The sequence below is a fragment of the Nocardioides sp. NPDC092400 genome, from assembly GCF_040684155.1.
In the GTDB taxonomy this organism is placed as follows: Bacteria; Actinomycetota; Actinomycetes; order Propionibacteriales; family Nocardioidaceae; genus Nocardioides.
Window position 1 is genome coordinate 547,312 of sequence record NZ_JBFBFJ010000002.1, and the last position, 26,196, is coordinate 573,507.

21 protein-coding genes are annotated in these 26,196 nt (G+C 74.5%); 14 read left to right on the forward strand and 7 right to left on the reverse strand.

Annotated elements, in window-relative coordinates; all coding sequences use genetic code 11:
* The first annotated feature begins 87 nt into the window (after positions 1-87).
* From AB0N29_RS10070 to AB0N29_RS10090, 5 genes are all read left to right on the forward strand, one after another.
* Positions 88-1,746 carry an AMP-binding protein gene (locus tag AB0N29_RS10070; RefSeq protein ID WP_364866324.1) on the forward strand — a complete coding sequence of 553 codons (1,659 nt, stop codon included), beginning with the start codon at positions 88-90 and terminating at the stop codon, positions 1,744-1,746.
* A 69-nt stretch (positions 1,747-1,815) separates the two neighbouring features.
* Positions 1,816-2,628 (forward strand): LuxR C-terminal-related transcriptional regulator, encoded by an 813-nt coding sequence (locus tag AB0N29_RS10075; RefSeq protein WP_364866325.1) that lies wholly within the window; start codon positions 1,816-1,818, stop codon positions 2,626-2,628.
* A 66-nt stretch (positions 2,629-2,694) separates the two neighbouring features.
* Positions 2,695-4,389, forward strand: a complete 1,695-nt coding sequence (locus tag AB0N29_RS10080) for an AMP-binding protein (protein ID WP_364866327.1) — start codon at positions 2,695-2,697, stop codon at positions 4,387-4,389.
* A gap of 59 nt (positions 4,390-4,448) precedes the next feature.
* Positions 4,449-5,708 carry a threonine ammonia-lyase IlvA gene (ilvA, locus tag AB0N29_RS10085; protein ID WP_364866329.1) on the forward strand — a complete coding sequence of 420 codons (1,260 nt, stop codon included), beginning with the start codon at positions 4,449-4,451 and terminating at the stop codon, positions 5,706-5,708.
* A gap of 69 nt (positions 5,709-5,777) precedes the next feature.
* Complete coding sequence (locus AB0N29_RS10090) at positions 5,778-6,527, forward strand: GAF and ANTAR domain-containing protein (protein WP_364866331.1); 750 nt, start codon at positions 5,778-5,780, stop codon at positions 6,525-6,527.
* Positions 6,528-6,761: 234 nt separating this feature from the next.
* On the opposite strand, the gene AB0N29_RS10095 is transcribed toward AB0N29_RS10090, so the two are convergent.
* Entirely contained in the window at positions 6,762-7,772 is a 1,011-nt protein-coding gene (locus AB0N29_RS10095; RefSeq protein WP_364866334.1) for an AraC family transcriptional regulator ligand-binding domain-containing protein, read from the reverse strand.
* A gap of 90 nt (positions 7,773-7,862) precedes the next feature.
* On the opposite strand from AB0N29_RS10095, the gene AB0N29_RS10100 reads away from it, so the two are divergent.
* Together AB0N29_RS10100 and AB0N29_RS10105 are read left to right on the forward strand one after the other, a co-directional pair.
* Entirely contained in the window at positions 7,863-9,413 is a 1,551-nt protein-coding gene (locus tag AB0N29_RS10100; RefSeq protein ID WP_364866336.1) for an NAD(P)/FAD-dependent oxidoreductase, read from the forward strand.
* A complete protein-coding gene (locus tag AB0N29_RS10105; RefSeq protein WP_364866338.1) occupies positions 9,410-10,390 on the forward strand; it encodes an alpha/beta hydrolase in 981 nt (326 codons plus the stop codon). Before AB0N29_RS10100 ends, AB0N29_RS10105 begins: the two co-directional genes overlap by 4 nt.
* Before the next feature lie 43 nt (positions 10,391-10,433).
* Here the strand turns inward: AB0N29_RS10105 and AB0N29_RS10110 are convergent, their stop codons facing one another.
* The gene (locus AB0N29_RS10110) at positions 10,434-11,441 is read right to left on the reverse strand and encodes a 5'-3' exonuclease H3TH domain-containing protein (protein ID WP_302269407.1); all 1,008 of its coding nucleotides are present in this window, start codon (positions 11,439-11,441) and stop codon (positions 10,434-10,436) included.
* A 126-nt stretch (positions 11,442-11,567) separates the two neighbouring features.
* Here AB0N29_RS10110 and AB0N29_RS10115 point away from each other — a divergent pair, with 126 nt between their 5' ends.
* Positions 11,568-13,106, forward strand: a complete 1,539-nt coding sequence (locus tag AB0N29_RS10115) for an adenylate/guanylate cyclase domain-containing protein (RefSeq protein WP_364866341.1) — start codon at positions 11,568-11,570, stop codon at positions 13,104-13,106.
* Positions 13,107-13,194: 88 nt separating this feature from the next.
* On the opposite strand, the gene AB0N29_RS10120 is transcribed toward AB0N29_RS10115, so the two are convergent.
* Positions 13,195-14,088, reverse strand: a complete 894-nt coding sequence (locus AB0N29_RS10120) for a LysR family transcriptional regulator (protein ID WP_364866343.1) — start codon at positions 14,086-14,088, stop codon at positions 13,195-13,197.
* A gap of 135 nt (positions 14,089-14,223) precedes the next feature.
* On the opposite strand from AB0N29_RS10120, the gene AB0N29_RS10125 reads away from it, so the two are divergent.
* Positions 14,224-15,726, forward strand: a complete 1,503-nt coding sequence (locus tag AB0N29_RS10125; RefSeq protein WP_302269413.1) for an aldehyde dehydrogenase family protein — start codon at positions 14,224-14,226, stop codon at positions 15,724-15,726.
* 60 nt (positions 15,727-15,786) lie between these two features.
* On the opposite strand, the gene AB0N29_RS10130 is transcribed toward AB0N29_RS10125, so the two are convergent.
* Complete coding sequence (locus AB0N29_RS10130; protein WP_364866346.1) at positions 15,787-17,250, reverse strand: protein adenylyltransferase SelO; 1,464 nt, start codon at positions 17,248-17,250, stop codon at positions 15,787-15,789.
* A 50-nt stretch (positions 17,251-17,300) separates the two neighbouring features.
* Between AB0N29_RS10130 and AB0N29_RS10135 the strand changes: the two genes are divergently transcribed.
* The 5 genes from AB0N29_RS10135 (at position 17,301) to AB0N29_RS10155 (ending at position 22,372) form a co-directional block, all read left to right on the forward strand.
* A complete protein-coding gene (locus AB0N29_RS10135; protein ID WP_364866348.1) occupies positions 17,301-17,657 on the forward strand; it encodes a hypothetical protein in 357 nt (118 codons plus the stop codon).
* Positions 17,658-17,841: 184 nt separating this feature from the next.
* On the forward strand, positions 17,842-18,939 hold the full coding sequence (locus AB0N29_RS10140) for a substrate-binding domain-containing protein (RefSeq protein ID WP_302269420.1): 1,098 nt from the start codon (positions 17,842-17,844) through the stop codon (positions 18,937-18,939).
* 131 nt (positions 18,940-19,070) lie between these two features.
* Positions 19,071-19,844, forward strand: a complete 774-nt coding sequence (locus tag AB0N29_RS10145; RefSeq protein ID WP_302269422.1) for an ATP-binding cassette domain-containing protein — start codon at positions 19,071-19,073, stop codon at positions 19,842-19,844.
* 10 nt (positions 19,845-19,854) lie between these two features.
* The gene (locus AB0N29_RS10150; protein ID WP_302269423.1) at positions 19,855-21,135 is read left to right on the forward strand and encodes an ABC transporter permease; all 1,281 of its coding nucleotides are present in this window, start codon (positions 19,855-19,857) and stop codon (positions 21,133-21,135) included.
* 7 nt (positions 21,136-21,142) lie between these two features.
* Entirely contained in the window at positions 21,143-22,372 is a 1,230-nt protein-coding gene (locus AB0N29_RS10155) for an ROK family transcriptional regulator (RefSeq protein ID WP_364866353.1), read from the forward strand.
* Here AB0N29_RS10155 and AB0N29_RS10160 read toward each other — a convergent pair.
* The 3 genes from AB0N29_RS10160 to xylB form a co-directional block, all read right to left on the reverse strand.
* Positions 22,369-23,562 carry an ROK family transcriptional regulator gene (locus tag AB0N29_RS10160; RefSeq protein WP_364866356.1) on the reverse strand — a complete coding sequence of 398 codons (1,194 nt, stop codon included), beginning with the start codon at positions 23,560-23,562 and terminating at the stop codon, positions 22,369-22,371. The genes AB0N29_RS10155 and AB0N29_RS10160 overlap by 4 nt on opposite strands.
* A 2-nt stretch (positions 23,563-23,564) precedes the next feature.
* Positions 23,565-24,731 (reverse strand): xylose isomerase, encoded by a 1,167-nt coding sequence (gene xylA, locus AB0N29_RS10165; RefSeq protein ID WP_302269426.1) that lies wholly within the window; start codon positions 24,729-24,731, stop codon positions 23,565-23,567.
* Positions 24,732-24,802: 71 nt separating this feature from the next.
* Positions 24,803-26,185 carry a xylulokinase gene (gene xylB, locus AB0N29_RS10170; protein ID WP_364866360.1) on the reverse strand — a complete coding sequence of 461 codons (1,383 nt, stop codon included), beginning with the start codon at positions 26,183-26,185 and terminating at the stop codon, positions 24,803-24,805.
* Between the last annotated feature and the right edge of the window lie 11 nt (positions 26,186-26,196).

Here is a 26,196-nt window from a genome sequence, read left to right on the forward strand (position 1 = left end):
GATCAAGTCAAGATTACGTGCGGGAGCCGTCCCGACGTGACCCGGCTCACCCTAGAGTGCGGGGACAGGACGCGTTGGGGAGGAACCATGGCCGGTCAGGACGCAGCACAGCCGGAGCCGCAGGGGGCGCGGCTGTCGTACGCCGCGGGCGGGGCCGAGCCGCCGCTGCTCGAGGAGACGATCGGCGCGAACCTCGAGCGCACGGTCGCGGCCCACGCCGAGCGGGAGGCCCTCGTCGAGGTCGCCACCGGCCGTCGCTGGACCTGGGCGGAGCTCGACGCCGACGTCGACGCCCTGGCCCGCGGCCTGCTCGCCGCCGGGATCGAGCGCGGCGACCGGGTCGGCATCTGGGCGCCGAACTGCGCGGAGTGGACGCTCACCCAGTACGCCACCGCCAAGGTCGGCGCGGTCCTGGTCAACGTCAACCCCGCCTACCGGACCCACGAGCTCGCCTACGCCGTCGAGCAGTCGGGGATGCGGCTGCTCGTCGCCGCCTCCCGGTTCCGCACGAGCGACTACGCCGCGATGGTCGCCGCGGTCCGCGCGGACTGCCCGGCGCTGGAGCGGGTGGTCCTGCTCGACACCGAGGACTGGGCGGCCCTCCTGGCCGAGGGCGAGCCGCTGCCGGCCGGCGCGGTGGCCGAGCGGATGGCGGAGCTGGACCCCGCCGACCCGATCAACATCCAGTACACCTCCGGCACCACCGGCCGCCCCAAGGGCGCGACGCTCAGCCACCGCAACATCCTCAACAACGGCTACCTCACCACCGAGCTGATCGCGCTCGGCCCCGAGGACCGGCTGTGCATCCCGGTGCCCTTCTACCACTGCTTCGGGATGGTGATGGCCAACCTCGGGTGCACCAGCCACGGCACCACGATGGTCATCCCGGCGCCGGCGTTCGACCCCGAGGCCACCCTGGCCACCATCGCCGCCGAGCGCTGCACCGGCGTGTACGGCGTGCCGACGATGTTCATCGCGATGCAGCACCACCCGACGTTCGCCGACCACGACCTCTCGACGCTGCGCACCGGGATCATGGCCGGCTCGGTGTGCCCGGTCGAGGTGATGCGCCGCTGCATCGAGGACATGGGCATGACCGAGGTGTCGATCGCGTACGGCATGACCGAGACCTCGCCGGTCTCCTGCCAGACCCGGGGCGACGACGACGTCGAGCGGCGCACGGCCACCATCGGGCGGGTCCACCCCCACCTCGAGATCAAGGTGGTCGACCCGGTCTCGGGCGAGACCGTCGGGCGGGGCGAGCCGGGGGAGTACTGCACGCGCGGCTACTCGGTGATGCTCGGCTACTGGGAGGAGGAGGAGAAGACCCGCGAGGCCGTCGACGCCGACGGCTGGATGCACACCGGCGACCTCGCGGTGATGCGCGAGGACGGCTACTGCACGATCGTCGGGCGGATCAAGGACATGGTGATCCGGGGTGGCGAGAACATCTACCCGCGCGAGGTCGAGGACTTCCTGCACACCCACCCCGACGTCGAGGACGTCCAGGTCGTCGGGGTGCCGGACGAGCGGTACGGCGAGGAGCTGTGCGCCTGGATCCGGGTGCGTGCCGGGGCGGAGCCGCTCGACGCGGCCGCGGTGCGGGCCTACTGCGAGGGTCGGCTGGCGCACTTCAAGGTGCCGCGCTACGTCCTCGTCGTCGACGAGTTCCCGATGACGGTCACCGGCAAGGTCCGCAAGGTCGAGATGCGCGAGCGGTCGGCCTCCGAGCTCGGGCTGGGCTGAGCGGCTCGACGCCGATCGTGCCGGCCGGGCGGGGTTACCCTGCTGCGGGCCGAGCAGCAGGAGGTGGCCGTGGACGCGAGCGGTGCGAGCCGGGCCTGGCGCTCGACGCTGACGGACCTGCGGGAGCGCAGCGGGGCGCCGATGGTCTTCGGCGGGCCCGTGGGGACCGGCGGGCTGCGGCTGACCCACTTCGTCGGCGCGCGCACCGGCTCGCTCGACGGCCTCGTCGTCCGCGCCGGCTCCGGCCTCGGCGGGCGGGTGCTGCGCGAGTCCGACGTCCTGGTCGTCGAGGACTACGGGCTGGCCTCGGAGATCACCCACGACTACGACGCGGCGGTCTCCGCGGAGGGCCTGCGCACCGTCGTCGGGGCACCGGTCGTCGTCGGCCGCTCGGTGCGGGGCGTGGTGTACGCCGGCCTGCGCGGCGCGCCCGGCCGCTCCGACCACGTGCTGCGGCTGCGGGCCGCGGCGACCGGCGCCGCCCGGCACCTGGCGCGGGAGATCGCCGTCGAGGACGAGGTCGAGCGGCGGGTCGCCGCGCGGCAGGCGGAGGAGGCGCGCTCCGCGGTCTCGCTCGGCCGTGCGCACGCGGAGCTGCGCGAGCTGGCCGCGAGCACCACCGACCCGGCGCTGGGCGCCCGCCTCGAGCGGATCGCCGCAGCGATGGTCGAGGAGGCGCCGGCCGCGCCGCCGCTCTCGCCCCGGCAGGTCGACGTGCTCTCGCTGGTGGCCACCGGCGCGCCGTACGCGGTCGTCGCGGAGCGGCTGGGGCTCTCGGCCCAGACGGTGAAGTCCTACATGCGCGACCTGCTCGTCGTGCTCGGTGCGCACGGCCGCCACGAGGCGGTCGCGGAGGCGCGCCGCCGCGGGCTCCTGCCCTGACGCGGCACCGACGGGGCACCCCATCGGGGGGTGTGACGACCGTCTCCCGGCGATGACGCTGGTGCCATGACCGCCACCGCAGAGCTGCGCCGCGTCCGCGACGCCCTGGTCGAGCGCCGCACCCGGTACGCCGATGCCGTCGCCGACTTCTCCTGGCCCGACGTCGGAGCGACCTTCAACTTCGCCCACGACTGGTTCGACCCGTTCGCCCGCGGCAACGACGCCCCCGGGCTGGTGATCCTGGAGGAGGACGGCACCCGTGCGTCGTACTCCTTCGCCGAGCTGGTCGACCGCTCCGACCAGGTGGCGGCGGCGCTCGGGTCCTACGGGATCGGCCGCGGCGACGCGGTGCTGGTGATGCTCGGCAACCAGGTCGAGCTGTGGGAGACGATGCTGGCGCTGACCAAGGTGGGCGCGGTGATCATGCCGACGACCACGGCGGTCACGACGGCCGAGCTCGCCGACCGGATCCGCCGCGGCGATGCGCGTGCGGTGGTCTGCAACCCCGCCGACACCGCCAAGCTCGACGGCATCGAGGGCGACTTCCTCCAGTTCGCCGTGGGTGGCGCGGAGGGGTGGCTCGACCACGGCGCGGCCTACGAGCTCGAGCCGCGGCCGGTCCCGCACCCGGGCAACGGCACCGACGACCGGCTGCTCCTCTACTTCACCAGCGGCACCACGAGCCGGCCCAAGCTGGTCGAGCACACCCACCGCTCCTACCCGGTCGGCCACCTCACCACGATGTACTGGCTGGGCCTGCGGCCTGGCGACGTGCACCTCAACGTCTCCAGCCCCGGCTGGGCCAAGCACGCGTGGTCGAACTTCTTCGCGCCCTGGCTCGCCGAGGCCACCGTGCTGGTCCACAACTACCGGCGCTTCGACCCCGTCACGATGCTGCGGGCGATCCGGGAGGAGCGGGTGACGACGTTCTGCGCGCCGCCGACGGTGTGGCGGATGCTCATCAACGCCGACCTGAGCGGCGGCCCCGGCGACCTGCGCGAGGCGATCGGCGCCGGCGAGCCGCTGAACGCCGAGGTGATCAAGCAGGTGCGCGACCACTGGGGGCTGACCATCCGCGACGGCTTCGGGCAGACCGAGACCACCGCCTCGATCGCGAACACCCCGGGCCAGCCGGTCAAGGCCGGGTCGATGGGCCGCCCGCTGCCCGGAGTGCCGGTCGTCCTGGTCGACCCCGCCACCGACGAGGTGGTCGAGGGACCCGGCGAGGGGGAGATCTGCCTGGACCTCGCGGCGGGCCCGGTGACGCTGATGACCGGCTACCAGGGCGACCCCGACCGCCACGCGGAGGCGATGCGCGGCGGCCGGTACCACACCGGCGACGTCGCCGACCGCGACGAGGACGGCTACATCACCTACGTCGGCCGCACCGACGACGTCTTCAAGGCCTCCGACTACAAGGTGTCGCCCTTCGAGCTGGAGTCGGTGCTGATCGAGCACCCGGCGGTCGCCGAGGCGGCCGTCGTCCCGGCCCCGGACGCCGTCCGGCTCGCGGTGCCCAAGGCGTACGTCGCCCTCGCCCCCGGCCACGAGCCCACTGCCGAGACCGCCCGGTCGATCCTGGCCCACGCGCGCGAGCAGCTCCCGCCGTACCTCCGCGTGCGCCGGCTGGAGTTCTTCGAGCTGCCCAAGACCATCTCCGGCAAGATCCGCCGCGTCGAGCTCCGCGCCCGGGAGGTGGAGGTCGCCCAGCAGCGCCCCAGCACCGAGTACCGCGACGACGACTTCGACCTGAGGGCGTGACGGCGCCCCGGCCCGGCCTGCGCGACGAGGCGCGCCGGGCCGGGACTAGGGTCGCGGGCGTGCAGCTGCCAACCGCGTCGGACGTCGAGCGAGCGGCGGGACTGCTCGGCGGGGTGGTCGGGACCAGCCCGCTGCAGCACTCCGCCCGGCTCTCCGCCGCCACCGGCCTCGACGTGTGGCTCAAGCGCGAGGACCTGCAGGAGGTGCGGTCCTACAAGGGCCGTGGCGCCTACAGCCTGATCGCGGGCCTGTCCGCCGCGGAGCAGCAGCGTGGGGTGACCTGCGCCAGCGCCGGCAACCACGCCCAGGGCGTGGCGTTCGCCTGCTCCCGGCTGGGCGTGCGGGCCACGATCTTCCTGCCCCGGACCACGCCCCGGCAGAAGCGCGCGCGGATCGCGGCGCTCGGCGGCCGGTTCGTCGAGGTCGTCGTCGACGGCGACACCTACGACGACGCCGCCCTGCGCAGCCGCGGGCTCGCCGAGGCGACGGGTGCGGTCGTCGTGCCGGCGTTCGACGACCCCCGCACCATCGCCGGCCAGGGCACGGTCGCCCTGGAGATCCTCCAGCAGCTCGGCCGCGCGCCCGCCGCCGTCGTCGCGCCGGTCGGTGGCGGCGGCCTGCTGGCCGGCACGCTGACCGTCCTCGCAGAGCGGGCCCCGCGGGTCGCCGTGGTCGGGGTGGAGCCGGCGGGCGCGGCGTCCATGACGGCCGCGCTCGCGGCCGGGGCGCCGGTCGAGCTCGAGGCCGTCGACTCCTTCGTCGACGGGGCCGCCGTGCGCCGCGTGGGGGACTGGACCCACGCCGTCGCCGCGCAGCACCGACCGGAGGTGCGCACCGTCCCCGAGGGACTGGTCTGCGTCGAGATGCTCGACCTCTACCAGTCCGACGGGATCATCGCCGAGCCCGCGGGGGCCCTGGCCACCGCCGCGCTCCGCGACTCCTCCGCGGGCGGTCCGGTCGCCGAGCCGGGCGCCACCGTCGTGTGCGTGCTCTCCGGCGGCAACAACGACGTCAGCCGGTACGCCGAGGTGGTCGAGCGGGCGCTCGTGCACGAGGGGCTGCGCCACTACTTCCTCGTGGAGTTCCCCCAGGAACCGGGTGCGCTGCGGATGTTCCTCGACGACGTGCTCGGCCCCGACGACGACATCGTGCTCTTCGAGTACGTCAAGCGGTCCAACCGCGAGACCGGCCCGGCGCTGGTGGGCATCGAGCTGCAGCGGCCGGCCGACTACGCGCCGCTGCTGGAGCGGATGTCGACGTCCGGCATCCGGGTCGAGGTGGTCGAGCCGACCAGCCCGCAGTTCCGGATGGTGCAGTAGCGGTTCCCGCGTGGAGGAGTGGGTACCCCCGGCTCGCCAGCTGACGCCGTACCCGAGGAGACGGAGCCGATGCCCTCGATGGAGCCCATCCCGGAGACGCGTCGGGCGATCGACGAGCTCGACGCGGACCTGGAGGGGACCGACACCGACCTGCTCGACCGGCTGCTCGCCGCGGCGGCGGAGGTGCGCCGCGTCGTGCCCGACTGCCTCGGGCTGAGCCTGGGCTACCTCCGCGAGGGGGTCGTGCTGACCCTGGTCGCCAGCGACGTCGACGTCGCCGTGCTCGACGCGGTGCAGTACCTCGCCGGCGGCCCCTGCGTGGACGCGGCCGCGGCCGAGTCGGTGCTCGAGGAGCAGCACGCCGACCTCTTCGACGAGGACCGGTGGCAGCTCTTCGCCCGGACCTCCGCGGCCAAGGCCGTGCGCAGCACCCTCACGCTGCCGATCGTCGAGGCTGGCGAGGTGGTCGGCACGGTCAACCTCTACGGTGCCTCGTCCCACGCCTTCACCGGCCACCACGAGGAGCTCGCCGAGGTGTTCGGCGCCTGGGCCCCCGGCGCGGTCACCAACGCGGACCTCTCCTTCAGCACCCGGGCAGAGGCCCGGCGCGCGCCCCAGCGGCTCGCGGACCAGCGCCTGGTCGACACGGCCGTCGGCATCGTCAGCGAGCAGCTGGGGGTCGACGTCGACGCCGCCCGCGGCCGCCTCTCCGAGGCTGCCTCCCGGGCCGGCGTGCAGCTCACCGACCTCGCCGAGGCGGTCCTCGAGTCCGCGCTCCGCCGGGCCGAGCCCGGCCCCGACGGCGAGCCCGAGGACTGAGCGCCGCCCGACCCGGCTCCGGCCCTGAGTCGTGCGGGGTGGTCCAGGGTGGTCCGGACCGGGGTTTGGGCGCCCGCGCGGACGGGCAGGAGGCGGGCCTGCTGGAGGGAGCATGACTGCCGCAAGGCACCAGCAGGACGGGTTGCCTCCGTGCCCCGTCGGGCTGTCCCGGTCGGTCCCCCCCCAAACCAGCGACCGGGGCAGTCCATCTCGCGGCGGGTCACCCCCCGCCGCTCAAGCGGCGCCGTCGCGCCGGACGGCCCGGGGCGTGCGGCCCCACCAGCGCCGGGCGGAGCGGGAGAGGGCCGACTGCTCGGCGAAGCCGACCATGCCCGCGACCTGGCCGAGGGGCAGGTCGGTGCCGGTCAGCAGCCGCAGTGCGGCCTGGCGGCGTACGTCGTCGAGCAGCGCCCCGAACGTCGTCCCCTCGGCCTCGAGCCGGCGCTGGAGCGTCCGCGGGTGCATCGACAGCAGGGAGGCGACCGTGCCGACGTCGACCGGCCTGGTGCCCAGCGCCTCCTGCACCACCGCGCGCACCCGCGGCGCGAGCCGGCGCTCGACGCCGGGGGACTGCTCGGCCAGGAAGGCCACCGCCAGCAGCCGCAGGTTGTCGTTGACCCCGGTCAGCACGTGCTGGGACAGCTCCCGGGGCACCCGCAGCACCGCGGCCGGCACGTCGCGCCCGACCCGGACCGGTGCCCCGAAGAAGTCCTCGTACGCCGCGGCCGGCGCCGGCGGCCGGTAGGGGAGGTCGACGCTGCGCAGGCCGTACGGCCCGCCGACGAGGTAGGTGATCGTCCGGTGCACGAACCCCACGCCCAGGTCGGTGCCCTGGACCGGGCCGGCGCTCGTCGCCGGCCCGTAGAGCAGCGCCGCCGAGGAGCGGTCGCCCGAGGGGTCGGGCCCGACGGTGAGGCTGAGCGAGCGGCCGTGGACGAAGAGGTACCGCGAGGTGCAGGCGAGGGCGTCGCCGAGCGTCGGCGAGTGCTGGATCGCGACGGCGAGCGAGCCGAGCATCGTGAGGTCCTGCCGCCGCGCGATCCGCAGGCCGAGGTCGGGGGCGTCGAGCTCCCGGGCGGCCAGCTCGAGCACGGTCGCCGCGGCCTGCTCCGGCACGAGCACGTCGTCGCGGTCGAGCGCCTCGACGGGCAGCTGCGCGGCACGGGCCAGGCGCTCGGCGTCCCCGCCGAGCTCGGCGACGGTCGCACGCAGCCCCCGGAGGCCTGCGGAGCGGATGTGGCTCACCGGTCCAGCCTGGCGGTGCTGTCGCGATCGGGCAAGTTCGTGTCGCGCGGGGGCAAGTCTGCGGCGAGCGGCTGGCGGAGGATGGCAGGCATGGAGCAGAGCGAGCACGTCGACGTCGTGGTGGTCGGAGCCGGCCTGTCGGGGGTCGGGGCGGCGTACCGCCTGCAGACCGAGCGGCCCGGCACGACGTACGCCGTCCTCGAGGCGCGCGCGGACCTCGGCGGCACCTGGGACCTCTTCCGCTACCCCGGCGTGCGGTCGGACTCCGACATGTACACGCTGGGCTACTCCTTCAAGCCCTGGCGCGACGGCCGGTCGCTGGCCGACGGCCCCTCGATCCTGCGCTACATCCGCGAGACCGCGACCGAGCACGGCATCGACCGGCACATCCGCTTCTCCAGCAAGGTCGTCGGCGCCGACTTCGACACCGCGGAGGCGCGCTGGACGCTCACGGTCGAGGACACCGTCAGCGGCGAGCGGCGCACGATGACGTGCGGGTTCCTCTACTCCTGCGCCGGCTACTACGACTACGACCACCCGCACGACCCGCAGCTGCCGGGCGTGGAGTCCTACGCCGGCGAGCTGGTGCACCCGCAGTTCTGGCCCGAGGACCTCGACACCGCCGGCAAGCGGGTCGTCGTCATCGGGTCGGGGGCGACCGCGGTGACGCTGGTGCCCTCGCTGCTCAAGGGCGGCTCCGGCGGCTCGGGCGGCTCGGGCGGGGCCGCGCACGTGACCATGCTCCAGCGCACGCCGACGTGGATCAGCGCGGTCCCGGCGAGGGACAAGAAGGCGGAGCGGATCAAGAAGGTGCTGCCCGCCGGCGCGGCCCACCACGTCATCCGCGCCAAGAACATCGCGTTCAGCACGGCCTTCTACCAGTTCTGCCAGCGCCGGCCGCAGCAGGCGCGCAAGCTGCTGACCGGCCTCTCCACCCGCATCCTCGGCGACGCGCAGCTGGTCGCGGACCACTTCACGCCGTCGTACGACCCGTGGGACCAGCGGCTGTGCGCCGTGCCGAACGCCGACCTCTTCGGTGTCGTCAAGGACGGCCGCGCCGAGGTGGTCACCGACCGGATCGCGTCGTTCGTGCCCGAGGGCATCCGGCTGGAGTCCGGGCGCGTGCTCGAGGCCGACGTCGTGGTGACCGCGACCGGGCTGAAGCTGCTCGCCTTCGGGGGGATCGAGCCCCACGTCGACGGGGAGCGGGTCGACCTCGCCGAGCAGTTCGTCTGGAACGGCGCGATGATGACCGGCGTGCCGAACTTCGCGGTCTGCATCGGCTACACCAACGCCTCCTGGACCCTGCGGGCCGACCTGACCCACCGGCTGGTGACCAAGGTGCTCGCCTGGATGGAGCGCACCGGCGAGCGCGCCGTCGTGCCGCAGCCGGACGGCGAGCTGTCACCGCGGCCGCTGCTCGACCTGGCCGCGGGGTACGTCCAGCGCTCGATCGGCGCCTTCCCCCGCCAGGGCGACCGCGCCCCGTGGCTGGTCCGGCAGAACTACGTGCTCGACTCGGTCCGTACGCTGCGCACCGACCTGTCCCGCACGCTCGCGCCGGTCCGTCCCCGGGCCGCGCAGCGCGGCGCGGACGTGACCGGCGACGCGAGCGAGGAGATGGTGGAGGTGGGCGCATGACCGGCACCTGGGAGCCCGACCTGCTGGGGGACGGCTACGAGCAGCAGGTGCTCGAGCTGGGACCCGACCCCGACGGGGAGGGCGACGTCCGTGCGGTCCTCGTCCGCCGCGGCGTGCGGCCGGGGGAGGAGGTGCGCGGGGCGGTGCTCTACGTGCACGGCTTCTCCGACTACTTCTTCCAGACCGACCTCGCGGACTTCCACGCCGAGCGGGGCCTGGCGTTCTACGGCCTGGACCTGCGCAAGTCCGGCCGGGCCCGCCGCGACGGGCAGACCGCGCACTACGCCTCGGACCTCGAGCACTACGACGCCGAGCTCGAGCAGTCCATGGCGAGCATCGCCGCCGACCACGGGCCCGACGCCCCGGTCGTGGTGGTCGCGCACTCCACCGGCGGCCTGATCACGCCGCTGTGGCTCGACCGCCGTCGTCGCGCCGGGCGCACCGCCCCGGTCGCGGGCCTGGTGCTCAACAGCCCCTGGTTCGACCTGCAGGGGCAGGCGGTGCTGCGCGGGCCGGTGACCCAGGTGCTGCGGGTGCTGGCGAAGGTCGCCCCGCTGCGCGCGCTGGACCTGCCGAAGAGCGCGGTGTACGGCACCTCCCTGCACGTCAGCGGGAAGGGCGAGTGGGACTACGACGTCGTGCTCAAGCCGCTCGAGGGCTTCCCGGTCACGGTCGGCTGGCTCAACGCCGTGCGCCGCGGCCACGCCCGCCTGCACCGCGGGCTCGAGGTGGGCGTGCCGTCGCTGGTGCTGCGCTCGGACAAGACCCACTACGCCCGCGAGCACACCGACGCCAGCGACCGCGCCGACACCGTCCTCGACGTGAAGCAGATCGCCCGCTGGGCCGGCTGCCTGGGCGGCGAGACCACGGTCGTCCCGATCACCGACGCCCGCCACGACGTCTTCCTCTCCCTGCCCGCGCCGCGCGCCGCGGCGTACGACGTGCTGGGGGAGTGGCTGGCCCGGCACCTGGGCTGAGCTCCGGAGGGCCGCGGGCTGGTCGGAACCGACGGCCCCGACCTCACGGACCCCCGAGCCCGACCGAGGCCGGCGGCTCGGTGAGCACGCGCAGCGCGAGCGCCGTGGTCGCCTCGACACCGAGGTGTCCGACCACGCGGGTGACCCGGTCCGGGTCGAGCGGCAGCAGGCCCGGCGAGCCGGGGACGTCCGGCGTGAGGCCGAGGTCGACCTCGCGCCCGCGCATGATCGAGAGGTTGAACTCGTACCGCTCCCGCGCGCCCTCGGCGGTCAGCCGGGCGAGCAGCCGGCGGCCCATCCGGGAGGCACCGGTCTCCTCGCACCAGGAGTCGACGGCGGCCACGAGGTTCTCGCCGGCGCAGTGGTCGATGTCGGCCCACACGGCCTGCATCGAGCCGAGCTGCTCGAGCAGCACCGGAGCGGTCTTCTCGCCGATGCCCGGGACGCCGGGGAGGTTGTCGCTGGCGTCGCCCCGCAGCGCGGCGAACTCCAGGTAGCTCGTCGCCGCTACGCCGTACATCGCGTGCAGCCGGCGCGGGTTGAGCAGCGGGGAGGCGCTGATGCCGCCGTCGATGAGGCGCAGCACCGAGGTGTGCTCGCTGATGTGGGCGAAGGAGTCGCGGTCGGAGGTGACCAGCACGCAGCTCCACCCCTCGCGCTCGGCCCACGTCGCGGCGGAGGCGTTGACGTCGTCGGCCTCGAGCCCCGGCGGGGTGACCGCCAGCAGGCCCAGCGCGTCCAGCAGCGCGCCGGCGCGCTCGAGCTGGTCGACCAGGTGCGGGTCCTTGGGCGCGCGGCCGGCCTTGTACGCCGGGTAGGCCGTCTCGCGCTGCGAGGTGCGCCGGTCGTCGAGCCCGAAGAGCACCGCGTCGGGCGCGAACTGGTCGACGGTCTCGAGGATCTGGCGCAGCATGCCGTGCAGCGCCCACGCGGGTCGCCCGCCGCGGTCGCGGAGGTCGGTGTGGGCCCGGGCGTGGTGGTTGCGGTGCAGCAGCGACGGCGCGTCGACGGCGAGGAGCAGCTTGCGGGGGCGGTCGGGTGGTGGGCGCATGGCGGTGCGGCGAGCCTACGTGTCGCCGCCGGTCCCCGCCGCGGACCCCGGTACGGTCTGGCCACCACGGGCACGCCGTGGGACCAACGGACGTGACCAGGCACCGGGACCGGGCGGAGGTGGGGCATGGCGAGGCGCTCGGCACCGTTCGGCGCGCGCGTCCTGGGCCGCCCGGACCAGTCGGTGCGGTCGCTGCGGCTGCGCGTCCAGCTGCTGCTCACGGTGATGCTGGTGAGCACGAACGTCATCGCGGCCGGCGTCGTCTTCCTCATCGCCTCCTTCGTCGTGCCCTCGCCCCGGCCGACCGGCGGGACGCTGGTCTCCCTGGCCATCGCGGTGCCGACGTACGTCGGCGTGGCGGTCGTCATCGGCGTCGGCGTCGGCACCCGGCTCAGCCTGCGGGCGCTCCGCTGGGCGACCCAGGGCGCCGAGCCCGACCTGAGGCAGCGGCTCGCCGCGCTCCGCGTCCCGCTGTGGCTGACCGTCATGCAGGGCGCGCTGTGGCTCGGCGCGACCGTGCTGTTCACGACGCTGTCGCTGGTCCTGCAGCCGGAGCGGGCGCTCGGGTCGGGCGTCGCGGTCGGCATCGCCGGGCTGGTGGCGTGCGGCATCGCCTTCCTGCTCGCCGACTTCGTGATGCGGCCCATCTCGGCCCGCGCGCTCGACGGCCTCGCGGTCACCGACCGGCCCCGCGGCGCGGGTGTCGGTGGCCGGATGGTGCTCTTCTGGTGCCTCGGGACCGCCGCGCCTGTCGGCGGGATGGTGGTCGCCTCGATCGTCGGGCTCGCCGGCGACGACGACGCGCGCGGCCGGCTCCCGTTCACCGTGCTGGCGATCAGCGCGGTCGTGCTCGTCTTCGGCCTGCTGACCACGGTGCTCAACGCCCGGTCGGTGGTCGCGCCGGTCATCTCGGTGCGCGACGCGCTGCTCGACGTCGAGCAGGGCGACCTCGACCGGGAGGTCGTCGTCTTCGACGGCACCGAGCTGGGCTCGCTGCAGGCGGGGTTCAACGCGATGGCCCAGGGGCTGCGCGAGCGCGAGCAGCTGCGCGACCTGTTCGGCCGCCACGTCGGCCGCGACGTCGCGCTGGCCGCGGCCGCCCGCGGCGTCGAGCTGGGCGGGGAGTCGCGCGTGGTGTCGGTGCTCTTCGTCGACCTGGTCGGCTCCACGACGTACGCCACCCGGCACGACCCGGCGGAGGTCGTGGACACGCTCAACCGGTTCTTCGGGGTGGTGGTCGAGGAGGTCGACCGGCACCAGGGGCTGGTCAACAAGTTCATCGGCGACGCCGTGCTCGCGGTCTTCGGCGCGCCCGTCGACCACCCCGACCACGCCACCGCCGCGCTCTCGGCGGCCCGGGCGATGGCGCGCCGGCTGGCCGCGGAGGTCACCGAGATCGACGCCGGCATCGGCGTCGCCACTGGGGAGGCGGTCGCGGGCCACGTCGGCGCGGCGAGCCGGCTGGAGTACACCGTGATCGGCGACGCGGTGAACAGCGCCGCCCGCCTCACCGACCTGGCCAAGGAGGTCCCCGGCTGCGTCCTCGCCGCCTGGGCGACCGTCGAGGCGGCGACGGCCGAGGAGGCCAAGCACTGGAAGCGCCACGACCCGGTCGTTCTCCGCGGTCGCCACGAGGAGACCGACACCGGCGTGCTCTGTGGCTGACCGGGCCGGGGGGTCTCCAGCGACCGTGTGGTCGCTCCACACGCGGCAGGACGCGTGCCCAGCGACAAGAAGGTCGCTGAACGCCCCCTCAGCGGAGCTCGGCCGCCCGCGCCTGGACCTCGCTGCGGATGGCGGCGAGCGCGGCGACCGCGGGCGCGCGACGGACGCTCGCGCTGGCGAGGGCGGCCACGAACGCGAGCTCGACGCGCACCCGGCTGGGCAGCACCGGCTCGAGGCCCGTCGAGCGGCGGGCGAGGAACTTGGGCAGCAGGGTGATCCCGGCGCCGGCCCGGGCCGCCTCCAGCTGCGCGAAGACGCTCGTCGAGCCCAGCTGGACCGCCCGCTTGGCGAAGAGCCGGTCGACCAGCTGCAGGTCGCTGACGCGCAGGGATCCCTCGACGTAGTAGACGAGCGCGTGGTCGTCGAGCTCGGTCAGCGACCGCGGCCGGCCGGCGTCGTCGAGGTAGGCGGGCGCGGCGAAGAGCCCGAGCTCGTACGCCGCGATGTCGATCGTGCGCACCCGCGGGGACAGCGGCTCGCCCACGCCGACCTCGACGTCGGCCCCGCTGCCGTGCACGATCGGGCGGGTCGCGGCGGTCAGCTCGACGGTGACCCGGGGGTGCCGCCGGCGCAGCGCGGCGAGCGCCGGCGCGGCGTACACCGCGGCGAACGCCTCGGGTGCCGAGACCCGCACCAGGCCGGCGAGCTCACCCTCGGCACCGTCGCCGTCGCGGGTCAGCGCGTGCCGGGCCGTCGTCACCGCGCGCTCCACCGACTCCGCGGCGGGCAGCAGGGAGCGCCCGAGCTCGGTGAGGTGGCAGCCGCGGGTGGTGCGGGAGACGACCGGCGCGCCGACCGTGGCCTCGAGCGCGTCGAGCCGGCGCGAGATCGTGGAGTGGGTCAGCCCCAGCGCGGTGGCGGCGGAGCTGAGGTTGCCGGTGCGGGCGACCTCGAGCAGCACCACCAGGTCGTCGGCCCGCATCGCCGTACCTCCTCCGGCGTCGATCGGCTGTGCATCCTCGCACAGCCGGTGTGCGCGGGTCGGCGTTGTCCCCGGCGGCCGGGTGGGCGAACCTGTACCGGTCCGGCGCACCACCGAGCCCAGGAGACCGCACCCGTGAAGCTGCAGACCACCATCGACGCACCCGACGCCGGCACCCCCGACTGGCCGATGCTCATCGGCGGGGAGTGGGTCCCCTCGGAGAGCGGCGAGTGGCGCGACGTGGTCACGCCCGCACGCGCCGAGCAGGTCCTGGCCCGGGTCCCCGAGAGCACGAAGGCGGACCTCGACCGCGCGGTCGCGGCCGCCACGGCGGCGCTGCCGGCCTGGCGGGCGCTGCACTTCCGCGAGCGCGGCACGATCCTGCTGCGCATCGCCGACGCGCTCGAGCAGCGCGCCGAGGACTTCGCCCAGCTGACCGCCCAGGACACCGGCAACGCGCTGCGCACCCAGGCGCGGCCGGAGTCGGCGACGCTGGTGGCGCTGTTCCGGTACTTCGGCGGCGTGGCCGGTGAGTTCAAGGGGACCGTGCTGCCGGCCGGCGACGACCAGCTGCAGTACACCCGGCTGGAGCCGCTCGGCGTGGTCGGCGCGATCCTGCCGTGGAACTCCCCGCTGATGATCGCCGCGATGAAGCTCCCCGCCGCGCTGGCCGCGGGCAACACGCTCGTGGTCAAGCCCGCCGAGGACGCCCCGCTGACGATCCTCCTGCTCGCCCAGGTGATGTCCGAGCACCTGCCCGCCGGCGTGCTCAACGTCGTCACCGGCGTCGGCGAGACCGTCGGCCAGGCGATCTCCGAGCACCCGGGCATCCACAAGGTCTCCTTCACCGGCTCCTCCGAGGTCGGGCGGGTCGTCGGCGCGACCGCCGGTGGCCGCTTGGCCCACCAGTCCCTCGAGCTGGGCGGCAAGAGCCCCAACATCGTCTGCCCCTCCGCCGCCGCCCCCGACGTCATCGAGGCGACCGCCGAGGGCGTGCTGCTCGCGATGCGCTTCACCCGCCAGGGCCAGTCCTGCACGGCCGGCTCGCGGCTGTTCCTCCACGAGGACGTGCACGACGAGTTCCTGCGCGTGCTGGTCGAGAAGGTCTCGGCGCTCAAGGTCGGCGACCCGCTCGCCGAGGAGACCGACATGGGCGCGATCATCAACCGCTCGCAGTACGAGCAGGTCCTCGACTACATCGAGGACGGCAAGTCCCAGCCCGGCGTCCGGGTCGCGCTGGACATGTCGCGCGAGGTCCCCGAGGGGCTCGAGGGCTACTACCAGGGCCCGACCATCCTCGCCGGGGTCGCCAACGACTGGCGGATCGCCCGCGAGGAGGTCTTCGGCCCGGTCCTGGTCGTCATCCCGTGGACGGACGAGGACGACGTCGTGGCGATGGCCAACGACTCCCACTACGGCCTCGCGGCGTTCGTCTGGTCCCGCGACATCGACCAGGCCCTCGGCCTCGCCCACCGCATCGAGTCCGGCTGGGTGCAGGTCAACCAGGGCGGCGGCCAGGTGATCGGCCAGTCCTACGGCGGCTACAAGTCCTCCGGCATCGGCCGGGAGTTCTCCATCGAGGGCGCCATCGAGGGCTTCACCCAGACCAAGCAGATCAACGTCAAGCTGGGTCGCTGAGGCTCGCGCCGGCCGGATGGTTCATCGGCCAGCCGCTGAAGCTTCCGGCCGCCCGCCCGCTCACGTCCCGCAGTACGTCGTGTACGACCCGAAATTGGGCGGGGCGGGGGCGGCGTACGCCTCCAGCCCCGGGCGCTCGTAGTACGGCGCGCGCAGCACGTCGACGAGCCGCTCGACCGGCCCCAGGTCGCCGGCGGTGGCGGCGTCGAGCGCCTCCTCGACCAGGTGGTTGCGCGGGACGTAGACCGGGTTGACCCGGTCCATGGCGTCCGCGTCCGGCCCGAGGGCGCGCCACCGCTCGAGCCAGTCGTCGAGGACCGGGAGGTCGAGCACCATCCCGCGGACCGGCTCGGCGTCCCCGCGGGCGGCGGCGGAGAGGGCGCGGAAGAACGACGTCCAGTCGACGTGCCCGGACCGCAGGATGGGGAAGAGCTCGTCGACCATCGGCACCAGCACGTCCTCGGCGAGCCCGGCGGGCAGGCCGGTCTTGAGGCGCATCCGCTCGGTGAACTCGGCGCTGTAGGTGCTCCGGAACGCCCCGAGCGCCTCGGTGGCGATCTCGATGGCGCGGTCCTCGGACTCGTCGAGCAGCGGCAGCAGCGCCTCGGCGAGGCGGGCGAGGTTCCACTCGGCGACGACGGGCTGGTTGCCGTAGGCGTAGCGCCCGCCCTCGTCGATCGAGCTGAACACGGTGGCGGGGTCGAAGGCCTCCATGAACGCGCACGGGCCGTAGTCGATGGTCTCCCCGGAGAGCGTCATGTTGTCGGTGTTCATCACGCCGTGCACGAACCCGATCGACATCCACTGGGCGACCAGCGCCGCCTGCACCGCGACCACCGCCTCCAGCAGGGCGAGGTACGGCGCGGCGGCCTCTCGCGCTGCGGGGTGGTGCCGGTCGATCGCGTGGTCGGCGAGGCGGCGCAGCAGCTCGGTGTCGCCCGTCGCGCGGGTGTACTGCACCGTTCCGACGCGGAGGTGGCTCGACGCCACGCGCGCCAGGACCGCGCCGGGGAGCACCGTCTCGCGCTGCACCTTGCGGCCGGTGCCGACCACGGCGAGCGACCGGGTCGTCGGGACGCCCAGGGCGTGCATCGCCGTGGCGACCACGTGCTCGCGCAGCATCGGCCCGACCGCGGCCAGGCCGTCACCGCCGCGGGCGAAGGGCGTGCGCCCCGAGCCCTTCAGGTGCAGGTCGCGGGTGCGGCCCCGGCCGTCGACCAGCTCGCCCAGCAGCAGCGCGCGCCCGTCGCCGAGCCGCGGCGAGAACCCGCCGAACTGGTGGCCGGAGTAGGCCTGGGCCACCGGCCGTGCGCCCTCGGGGACCACGGTGCCGGTCAGCAGCCCCAGCCCCTCGGGGCCGCGCAGCCAGGCGGGGTCGAGGCCGAGGTCGGCCGCGAGCTCCTCGTCGAGGGCCAGCAGGCGCGGCTCGGGTGCCTCGGCGGCCTGCCACGGCACGGCCAGCTCGGGCAGCTCGTCGGCGAAGCGGTGGCCGAGGCGGACGGTGGGGGAGGGTGCGACGCTCACCTCCTCGAGAGTACGTCGCCGGGCCGACCCGTCTGGGGGAGGATCGGGTCGTGGCCACCGTGACCGTGCACGACGACGTCCTCTCCCTGCGGCTCACCCGGGCCGAGAAGATCCTCGGCCTGCTCCGCGACGTGGACGTCCCGATCTCGGCGGTGACCTCCGTCGACGTGGTCGACCCCGCCCGCACCGCGGTGCGCGGGGTGCGGGCGCCGGGCTACGCGCTGCCGGGCCACCGCCTCGTCGGCACCTGGCGCGGCTCCTCCCGGCTCCTGGTCGCCGTCCGGCCGCGCCGCCCCGCGCTCCGCGTGGTGCTGGCGGGCCAGCGCCACGACGAGCTGGTCGTCGAGGTCGGCGACCCGCACGCCGTCGCCGGGGCGATCAGCCGCGCGGTCGCCGACAGCGCCTGAGCCGGGCCGGACGGGCCGCCGCGGCCACGAGGCGTCAAGTAACGGTTTGGAAACGTCCGGACAACCTGGGCGCTACCTCTGGACGTGACTGCGGTCACCTCATATGTTGTGCCGCACAACAAACGCGCGATGCCCTCCGGAGGTCGGTAGAGCGGGCGCGGAGATCGCTGAGGAGGCGGATCGCGTGAAGCGGAAGCACAGCCTGGCCCTGGCAGCCCTGATGGGGCTGGCCATGACCGTCACGGCCTGCGGGAACGACGACGGCGGGGACACCGCCAGCAGCGGCGAGAGCTCGTCCTCGGGCGCCAGCGCCGACGGCAAGATCGGCGTCATCCTGCCCGACACCGAGTCGTCGGTGCGCTGGGAGAGCGCCGACCGCCCGGCACTGGCGGCGGCCTTCGACGAGGCCGGTGTCGAGTACGACATCCAGAACGCCGAGGGCGACGCGGAGCGGATGACCCAGATCGCCGACTCCATGATCGGCAACGGCGTCACCGTCCTGGCGATCGTCAACCTCGACTCCGAGTCGGGCGCGGCGATCCAGGAGAAGGCGTCCTCGCAGGGCGTCGCCACCATCGACTACGACCGGCTCACGCTGGGCGGCTCGGCGGAGTACTACGTCTCCTTCGACAACACCGTCGTCGGCGAGCTCCAGGGCCAGGGCCTGGCCGACTGCCTGGGCGACAAGGCGGCGAACATCGTCTACCTGAACGGTTCGCCGACCGACAACAACGCCACCCTCTTCGCCGAGGGCGCCCACAGCGTCCTGGACGAGAAGGACTACAAGGTCGTCGGTGAGCAGGCCGTCCCGGACTGGGACAACGAGGAGGCCGCCACGATCTTCCAGCAGCTCTACACCGCCGCCAACGGCAAGGTCGACGGCGTCCTCGCCGCGAACGACGGCCTCGCCGGTGCCGCGATCGGCATCCTCGAGGGCAACGGTCAGGCCGGCAAGGTCCCGGTCACCGGCCAGGACGCCACCGTCGAGGGCCTGCAGAACGTCCTCGCCGGCACCCAGTGCATGACGGTCTACAAGTCCGCCACGCAGGAGGCCAACGCGCTGGCCGAGGCCGCGATCGCGCTGGTCAACGGTGACGAGGCCGAGACCACCGGCACGACCACCGACAGCGAGGGCGGCCGCGACGTGCCGTCGATCCTGCTCGAGCCGCAGTCCATCACCAAGGACAACGTCGGCGACGTGATCGAGGACGGCGGCCAGAAGGCCGAGGACGTCTGCACCGGCGAGTTCAAGAAGCTCTGCGCCGACGCCGGCATCTCCTGACGCCTGCTGCTCAGGCACCGCAGGTCGCCGGCCCACCGGCCGGCGACCTGCTCCGATCGGCGCCCGGGCCGCACCGCGGCCCGGGCGCCTTTCGTTCACTCGAACAACATTTTCCGAGGGAGTAGGACCTCATGACACAACCGCTGCTCGAGCTGCGCGGGGTCAACAAGAGCTTCGGTGTGGTGCACGTCCTGCACGACGTCGACTTCGCCGTCTACCCGGGCCAGGTCACCGCGCTCGTCGGTGACAACGGCGCCGGCAAGTCCACGCTGGTCAAGATCATCGCCGGCATCTACGGCCGCGACAGCGGCGAGTACGTCTTCGAGGGCGAGACCGTCAACGTCCACGGGCCGCGCGACGTCGCGGGCCTCGGCGTCGAGGTCGTCTACCAGGACCTCGCGCTGTGCGACAACCTCGACATCGTCGAGAACATGTTCCTCGGCCGCGAGGAGACCAAGGGCATCGGCCTCGACGAGGTCACCATGGAGGCCCGGGCGCGCGAGACCCTCGCGTCGCTGTCGGTGCGCACGGTGAAGTCGGTGCGCCAGAGCGTCTCGAGCCTCTCCGGCGGCCAGCGCCAGACGGTCGCGATCGCCAAGGCCGTCCTGTGGAACTCCAAGGTCGTCCTCCTCGACGAGCCAACCGCCGCCCTCGGCGTCGCCCAGACCCGCCAGGTCCTCGACCTGGTGCGCCGGCTGGCCGACCGCGGGCTCGGCGTCGTGCTCATCTCGCACAACATGGGCGACGTCTTCGAGGTCGCGGACCGCATCACCGCGCTCTACCTCGGCCGCGTCGCCGCCGACGTCCCGACCAAGGACGTCACCCACAGCCAGGTCGTCGAGCTGATCACCGCGGGCCGCTCCGGCGACCTCGGCATCCGCGACAACGCGACCGCCACGATCTGAGGACGAGCAGATGACCCTCCAGTCGGACACCACCGACCAGCGACCGGCAGCCGCCGCCGGCTTCGACAACGACAACCGCCAGGCGGCGACGATCGGCGACTCGGCGCGCGACTACCTCAACCGGATCCGCGGCGGCGACATGGGCTCGCTCCCCGCGATCTTCGGCCTCGTCGTGCTGTTCGTCGTCTTCGCCTCGCTCCACGACCGGTTCCTCACGACGTACAACATGGCCAACCTGGTCGTGCAGGCCGGCTCCATCTGCGTCCTCGCGATGGGCCTGGTCTTCGTGCTGCTCCTCGGCGAGATCGACCTGTCGGCCGGTGTGGCCGGCGGCGCCGCCGCCACGATCAGCGCCCTGGTGATGATCGACCACGACTGGCCGTGGTGGCTCGCCACCATCGCCGGCATCGCGGTCGGTGCCCTCATCGGCGCCGTGATCGGCTCGCTGGTGGCGTTCCTCGGCATCCCGTCGTTCGTCGTCACGCTGGCGTTCTTCCTCGCCCTGCAGGCCGTGCCGCTCAAGCTCATCGGCTCCGGCGGCTCGCTGCGCTTCGACGACAAGGTCCTGCGCGGGTTGTCGATCGAGAACGTCCCGGTCACCGCCGGGTGGATAGCCGCTGCGGCGATCGTCCTGGGCTTCGCGGCGATCTCGCTGGTGCAGTACCGCTCGCGGGCCGCCCGCGGCCTGGTCCACAAGCCGATCGCGCTCGTGGTGATCCAGATCGTCGTGCTCGCGGTGATCGTCCTCGGGCTCACCGCGCTGCTCAGCGCCAACCGCGCCCCGAACCCGGACCTGTTCACCATCAGCGGCATCCCGTGGGTCGCCCCGGTCGTCATCGCGCTGCTGCTGTTCTGGACCTTCGTCCTCACCCGGACCCGCTTCGGCCGGCACCTCTACGCCGTCGGCGGCAACGCCGAGGCGGCCCGCCGCGCCGGCATCAACGTCACGCGGATCAAGATCGCGGCCTTCGTGATCGCCTCCTCGATGGCGGCCATCAGCGGCCTGCTCGCCGCGTCGTACACCGGCAAGGTCTCCCCGGGCTCCGGTGGCGGCAACGAGCTGCTGTACGCCGTGGGCGCCGCGGTCATCGGCGGCACCAGCCTCTTCGGCGGTCGCGGTCGCGCGATCGACGCCGTCGTCGGCGGCCTGGTGATCGCGACCATCCCCAACGGCCTGGGCCTGCTCAACCAGGCGAGCTACATCAACTTCCTCGTCACCGGCGGGGTCCTGCTCCTGGCAGCCAGCGTCGACGCGGTCTCGCGCCGTCGTCGGTCCGCGGCCGGCGTCTAGGGACGGGGTGAGCACCCCGCGGCGCGCCGGCCTCGGCACCAACCAGGAGGCTGTGCGGCGACACAACCTCGGCACGGTGCTGCGCCACGTGCACGGCGCGGGGCAGATCTCGCGCGCCGAGCTCACCACCTCGATGGGGCTCAACCGCAGCACGATCGCCGACCTGGTCGGCGAGCTGGAGTCGCTCGGCGTCGTCGAGCGGGCCCTCCCCGTGGGGGCCCGCTCGGGGGCGGGCCGGCCCTCGGCGGAGGTGCGGCTGGCCGGCGTGGGGCCGTACGTCGTCGCGGTCGACCTCGGCGTCGACCGCGCGGTCGTCGCGCGCGTCGCCCTGGGCGGCGAGGTCGTGGAGCGGGGCTCGGTCCCGATCCCCACCGGCGGCAGCGAGGCGTGGCAGGTCGGCTCAGCGGTGGCCGGCCTGATCCGCCGTGTGGTCGAGGCCGCCCCGCCCTCGGCGCCGCTGATCGGCATCGGCATCTCGATCCCCGGCCTGGTCCGCCGCAGCGACGGCCTCGTCCGCCTGGCGCCGAACCTGGAGTGGCAGGACGTCTCCTTCGGGGCGATCGTGCTGGCCGCGCTCGGCGTGGACATCCCCGTGCAGCTCGCGAACGACGCCGACCTCGGCGCGCTCGCGGAGCACCGCCGGGGCGCCGGGGTCGGGGTCGACGACCTGATCTACATCTCCGGCAACGTCGGCGTCGGCGCGGGCGTCATCACCGGCGGCGTCCGGCTCGAGGGCGCGGGCGGGTACGCCGGCGAGGTCGGCCACCTGCCGTTCGCGCCCGAGGGCCGGCTGTGCCACTGCGGCAACATCGGCTGCTGGGAGACCGAGGTCGGCGCCCACGCGATCGCGCAGGCGATCGGGTGCCCGGAGTCCGAGGTGGTCACCCTCGGCGACGTGCTCGACGAGTACGCCGGGCCCCCCCGCGCGCTCGGAGCGACCGGCAAGGCGCTGGGCTACGGCCTGGCCTCGATCGTCAACGCGTTCAACCCCCGGCTCGTCGTCCTCGGCGGCTACCTCAGCTCGCTCTACGCCCTGGTCCGCCACGAGGTCGACGGCGCCCTCGCCGAACGCGCGCTGCCGGCCCCGCTGGAGTCGGTCACCCTCTCCCTGCCCGGGCTGGGCTCGGACTCGGTGCTCCAGGGCGCGGCGGAGATCGCGCTCGAGCCGCTCTTCGTCGACCCCGTCGCCGCGCTCGGCACGGCCCTCGTCGGCGTCGGCGACCAGCTCGCGGGCTAGCCGCCGGCGAGCTCGCAGGCGGGCAGGTCGGCCGTCCCGCCGAGGACGCCGGCGAGCGACTGCTCGGCGGCACCCAGCGCCGCGGCGCGCAGGTCGAGCGTGCCCAGCCGCAGCTCGGGCCGCACCTGGACGTCGGAGGCCAGGCGCGCGTCGAGCACCCGGCGGGCCGGGTCGAGGACGAGGTCGCCGAGCGGCACGAAGTACCCACCCAGGACGACCACGGCCGGGTCGAGCACGCCGGTGAGGATCGCCAGGCCCAGCCCGAGGTCGTGGCCGACCCGCTCGACGGTGGCGCGGGCGGCCGGGTCGTCGACGGCGCGGGCGGCGACCGCGGCGGCGGTGGTGAGCGGGGTGTCCAGCTCCGGCATGCCGAGCGCGTCCAGCACGGCGTGCAGGCCGATCGAGGCCTCCCAGCAGCCGCGGCGCCCGCAGCCGCAGGGGGCTGCGGGGTCCCCGACGGGCATGTGGCCGACCTCGCCGGCGAAGCCCGCGGCCCCCTGCACGAGCTGCCCGCCGACCACGATCCCGGCGCCGATCCCGACGGTGCCGGTCAGGTAGATCGCGTGGTCGACGCCGCGGGCGGCGCCGTGGTGGGCCTCGGCGTACGCCGCGCAGTTGGCGTCGTTGACGACGCGGACCTCGCAGCCCAGCGCCTCGGCCAGGTGGGCGACCAGGGTGTCGCCGCGGAGCGGGAGGTTCGGCGCCCAGGCGACCGTGCGGTCGTCGTCGCGGACCAGCGCGGGGACCGCGACGGTCGCGCCGAGCAGGCGCCCGGGGTGCGCCGCGCGCAGCTCGGCGGCCAGCGCGAGCAGCACCTCGAGCCGGTCCTCGCCGGCCGGGCGCGACTCGCTGGCCAGCACGCCGCCGGCGAGGTCGACCACGACGGCCGAGACGTAGTCGACGTTGAGCTCCAGGCCCAGCCCGAGGTGGGCGCCGGCGCGCAGGGACAGCGGACGGCTCGGCCGGCCCCGGGCGGGCTGCCCGGGACCGGCCGGGGCGGGCGGCTCCTCGACGACGGCGCCGGCCTCCTCGAGGTCGGCGGCGATCGCGCCGACCGTCGCCTTGGCCAGCCCCGTGCGCTGCGCCAGCTCGGCCCGCGAGGCGGGTCCGAGCCGGCGCAGCGACTGCAGCACGGCCGCGGTGTTGGCGCGGCGCAGCTGGCCGGTGCCGCCGCCGGGGCCGGTGGTCACGCTCAGCGCACGCCGTACAGGTGCTCCAGCGCGAGCTGGTCCAGCAGCTCGAAGCCGGCGCCGCGCTGGGCCAGGACCTCGGGGTCGGGGAGGTCCCACTCGAGGAGCTGCTGCCAGCCCTCGCCGTCGCCGAGGCTGGGCTGGGCCAGCTCGGGGAGCTTCGCGGCCTCGAGCGCCGCCTGCACCTCCGGGTCGGCGCGGAACGCCTTCACCTTCTCGCGCAGGATCAGGTAGTTGCGCATGTTCGCCTCGGCGGTCACCCACACGCCGTTGTCGTCCTCGGTGCGGACCGGCTTGTAGTCGAAGTGCACCGGGCCGTCGTAGCCGCCGGCGAGGAGGGTGTCGACCACCCAGAACGCACCGCGGACGTTGCCCGCGCCGAAGCGGAGGTCCTGGTCGTACTTCGGGCCGTTCTGGCCGTTGAGGTCGATGTGGAAGAGCTTGCCCTGCCACAGCGCCTGGGCGTAGCCCGCCGCGGCGTTGAGCCCGGCCATCTCCTCGTGGCCGATCTCGGGGTTCACCCCGACCAGCTCGGGGCGCTCGAGGCGCTCGATGAACGCCATCGCGTGGCCGACGGTGGGGAGCAGGATGTCGCCGCGGGGCTCGTTCGGCTTCGGCTCGATCGCGAAGCGCAGGTCGTAGCCCTGGTCCACGACGTACTGGCCGAGCAGGTCGAAGGCCTCCTTCATCCGGTCCAGCGCGGTCGCGGTGCCCTGCGAGGCGCCGTACTCCGCTCCCTCGCGGCCGCCCCAGGCGACGTACACCTTCGCGCCGAGCTCGGCGGCGAGGTCGACGTTGCGCATCACCTTGCGGATCGCGAAGCGGCGGATGTCGCGGTCGTTGTTGGTGAAGCCGCCGGCCTTGAACACCGGGTGGGTGAACAGGTTGGTGGTGGCGGTGGTGACGACGAGCCCGGTGTCGGCCAGGCCCTTCTTGAACCGGTCGATGATCTGCTGGCGGGTCGCGTCGTCGCTGCCGAACGGGATCACGTCGTCGTCGTGGAAGTTCACGCCGTAGGCGCCGAGCCCGGCGAGCTTCTCGAGGGCGTAGACGGTGTCCATCGGCGGGCGGGTGGCGGTGCCGAACGGGTCGACGCCCTGCCAGCCGACGGTCCAGAGGCCGAAGGAGAACTTGTCCTCCGGGGTGGGGGTGGGGATCTCGATGCTCATGGGGTGCCTTCCGAGGGGTGGGTCCGGAGGTGGTTCCGGCTGGTCGGGGACGGTCGGGGACGGACGGGTGGTCAGGGGCGGTCGCGCAGGGCGGCGTACGCCTCACGCACGTGCGGGGTGGGGTCGGCCTCGAGCAGCCGGGTGCCCGGCAGCGGCCAGGTGGGCGGGGCGTCGGTGCCGGCGAGGGCCCAGGCGGCCTGCCGGGCGGCGCCGAGGGCGACGTACTCCCCGGGCGGCGGGAGCGTGACCGGGCGGCCGAGGACGGCCGGGGCGAGCGCCTGCAGGGCGGGGCTGCGGGTGGCGCCACCGACGAGCAGCACGCGGCGCGGGTCGGTGCCGGTGGCGGCGACGAGCTGGTCGACGGCGTCGGCGAGGGAGCAGAGCAGGGCCTCGTACGCCGCGCGCGCCAGGTCGGCGCGGGTCGTGGCCGGCGTGAGCCCGGTCCAGGTCCCGGTGGCGGCGGGACGGTTCGGGGTGCGCTCGCCGCCGTAGTACGGCAGGAGGGTGACCCCGCCGGCGCCCGGCGTGGAGGCCAGGGCGAGGTCGGCGAGCCCGGCGTGGTCGACGTCGAGCCAGCGGGCCTGGAGGTCGAGGATCCCGGCGGCGTTCATCGTGGTGACCATCGGCAGGAAGCCGCCGCTGGCGTCGGCGAAGCCGGTCAGCACGCCCCTGCCGTCGGCCACCGGCGTCGCGCTGATCGCGGAGGCGACCCCGGAGGTGCCGATCGAGAGCAGGACGTCGCCCGGCTCGAGCGCCATGCCGAGGGCTGCGGCCATGTTGTCGCCGGTGCCGCCGGCCAGCACCGCCCCGGTCGCGGTCTCCCCGGCGACGGCGCCCGGCGCCACGACGCGCGGGAGCGCGAAGGGCCGGCCGAGCGCGGCCTCGGCGAGGTCGGGACGCCAGCGGCCCTCCGGGGTGGCGAAGTAGCCGGTGCCCGACGCGTCGCCGCGGTCGGTGAAGGCCTCGGTGCCGGGCGCCGCGACGTGCCGCGACAGGTAGTCGTGGGGGAGCAGCACCTGCGCGACCCGGGCGGCGTTCTCCGGCTCGGCGTCGCGCAGCCAGCGCAGCTTGGTGGAGGTGAACGAGGCGACCAGCACGCTGCCGATCGCGTCGGCGCACGCCTGCGGCCCGCCCATCTCGGCGATCAGCTCGGCGGCGGCCGACGCGGAACGGGTGTCGTTCCAGAGCAGCGCGTCGCGGACCGGCTCGCCGGCCTCGTCGAGGGCGACCATGCCGTGCTGCTGGCCGCCGATCGCCACCGCGGCGACCTCGCCGGCCCGCGCGCCGAGGCCGGCGACGGCCTCGTCGTACGCCGCGGGCCACGCCCGCGGGTCGACCTCGGTGCCGGGCGGGTGGGCGACCGAGCGGCTGTCGACGACGGTGCCGTCGGCGGCGTCGACGAGCAGCGTCTTGGTGGACTGGGTCGAGGTGTCGACGCCGAGGACGAGGGTCACCCGGCTATTAA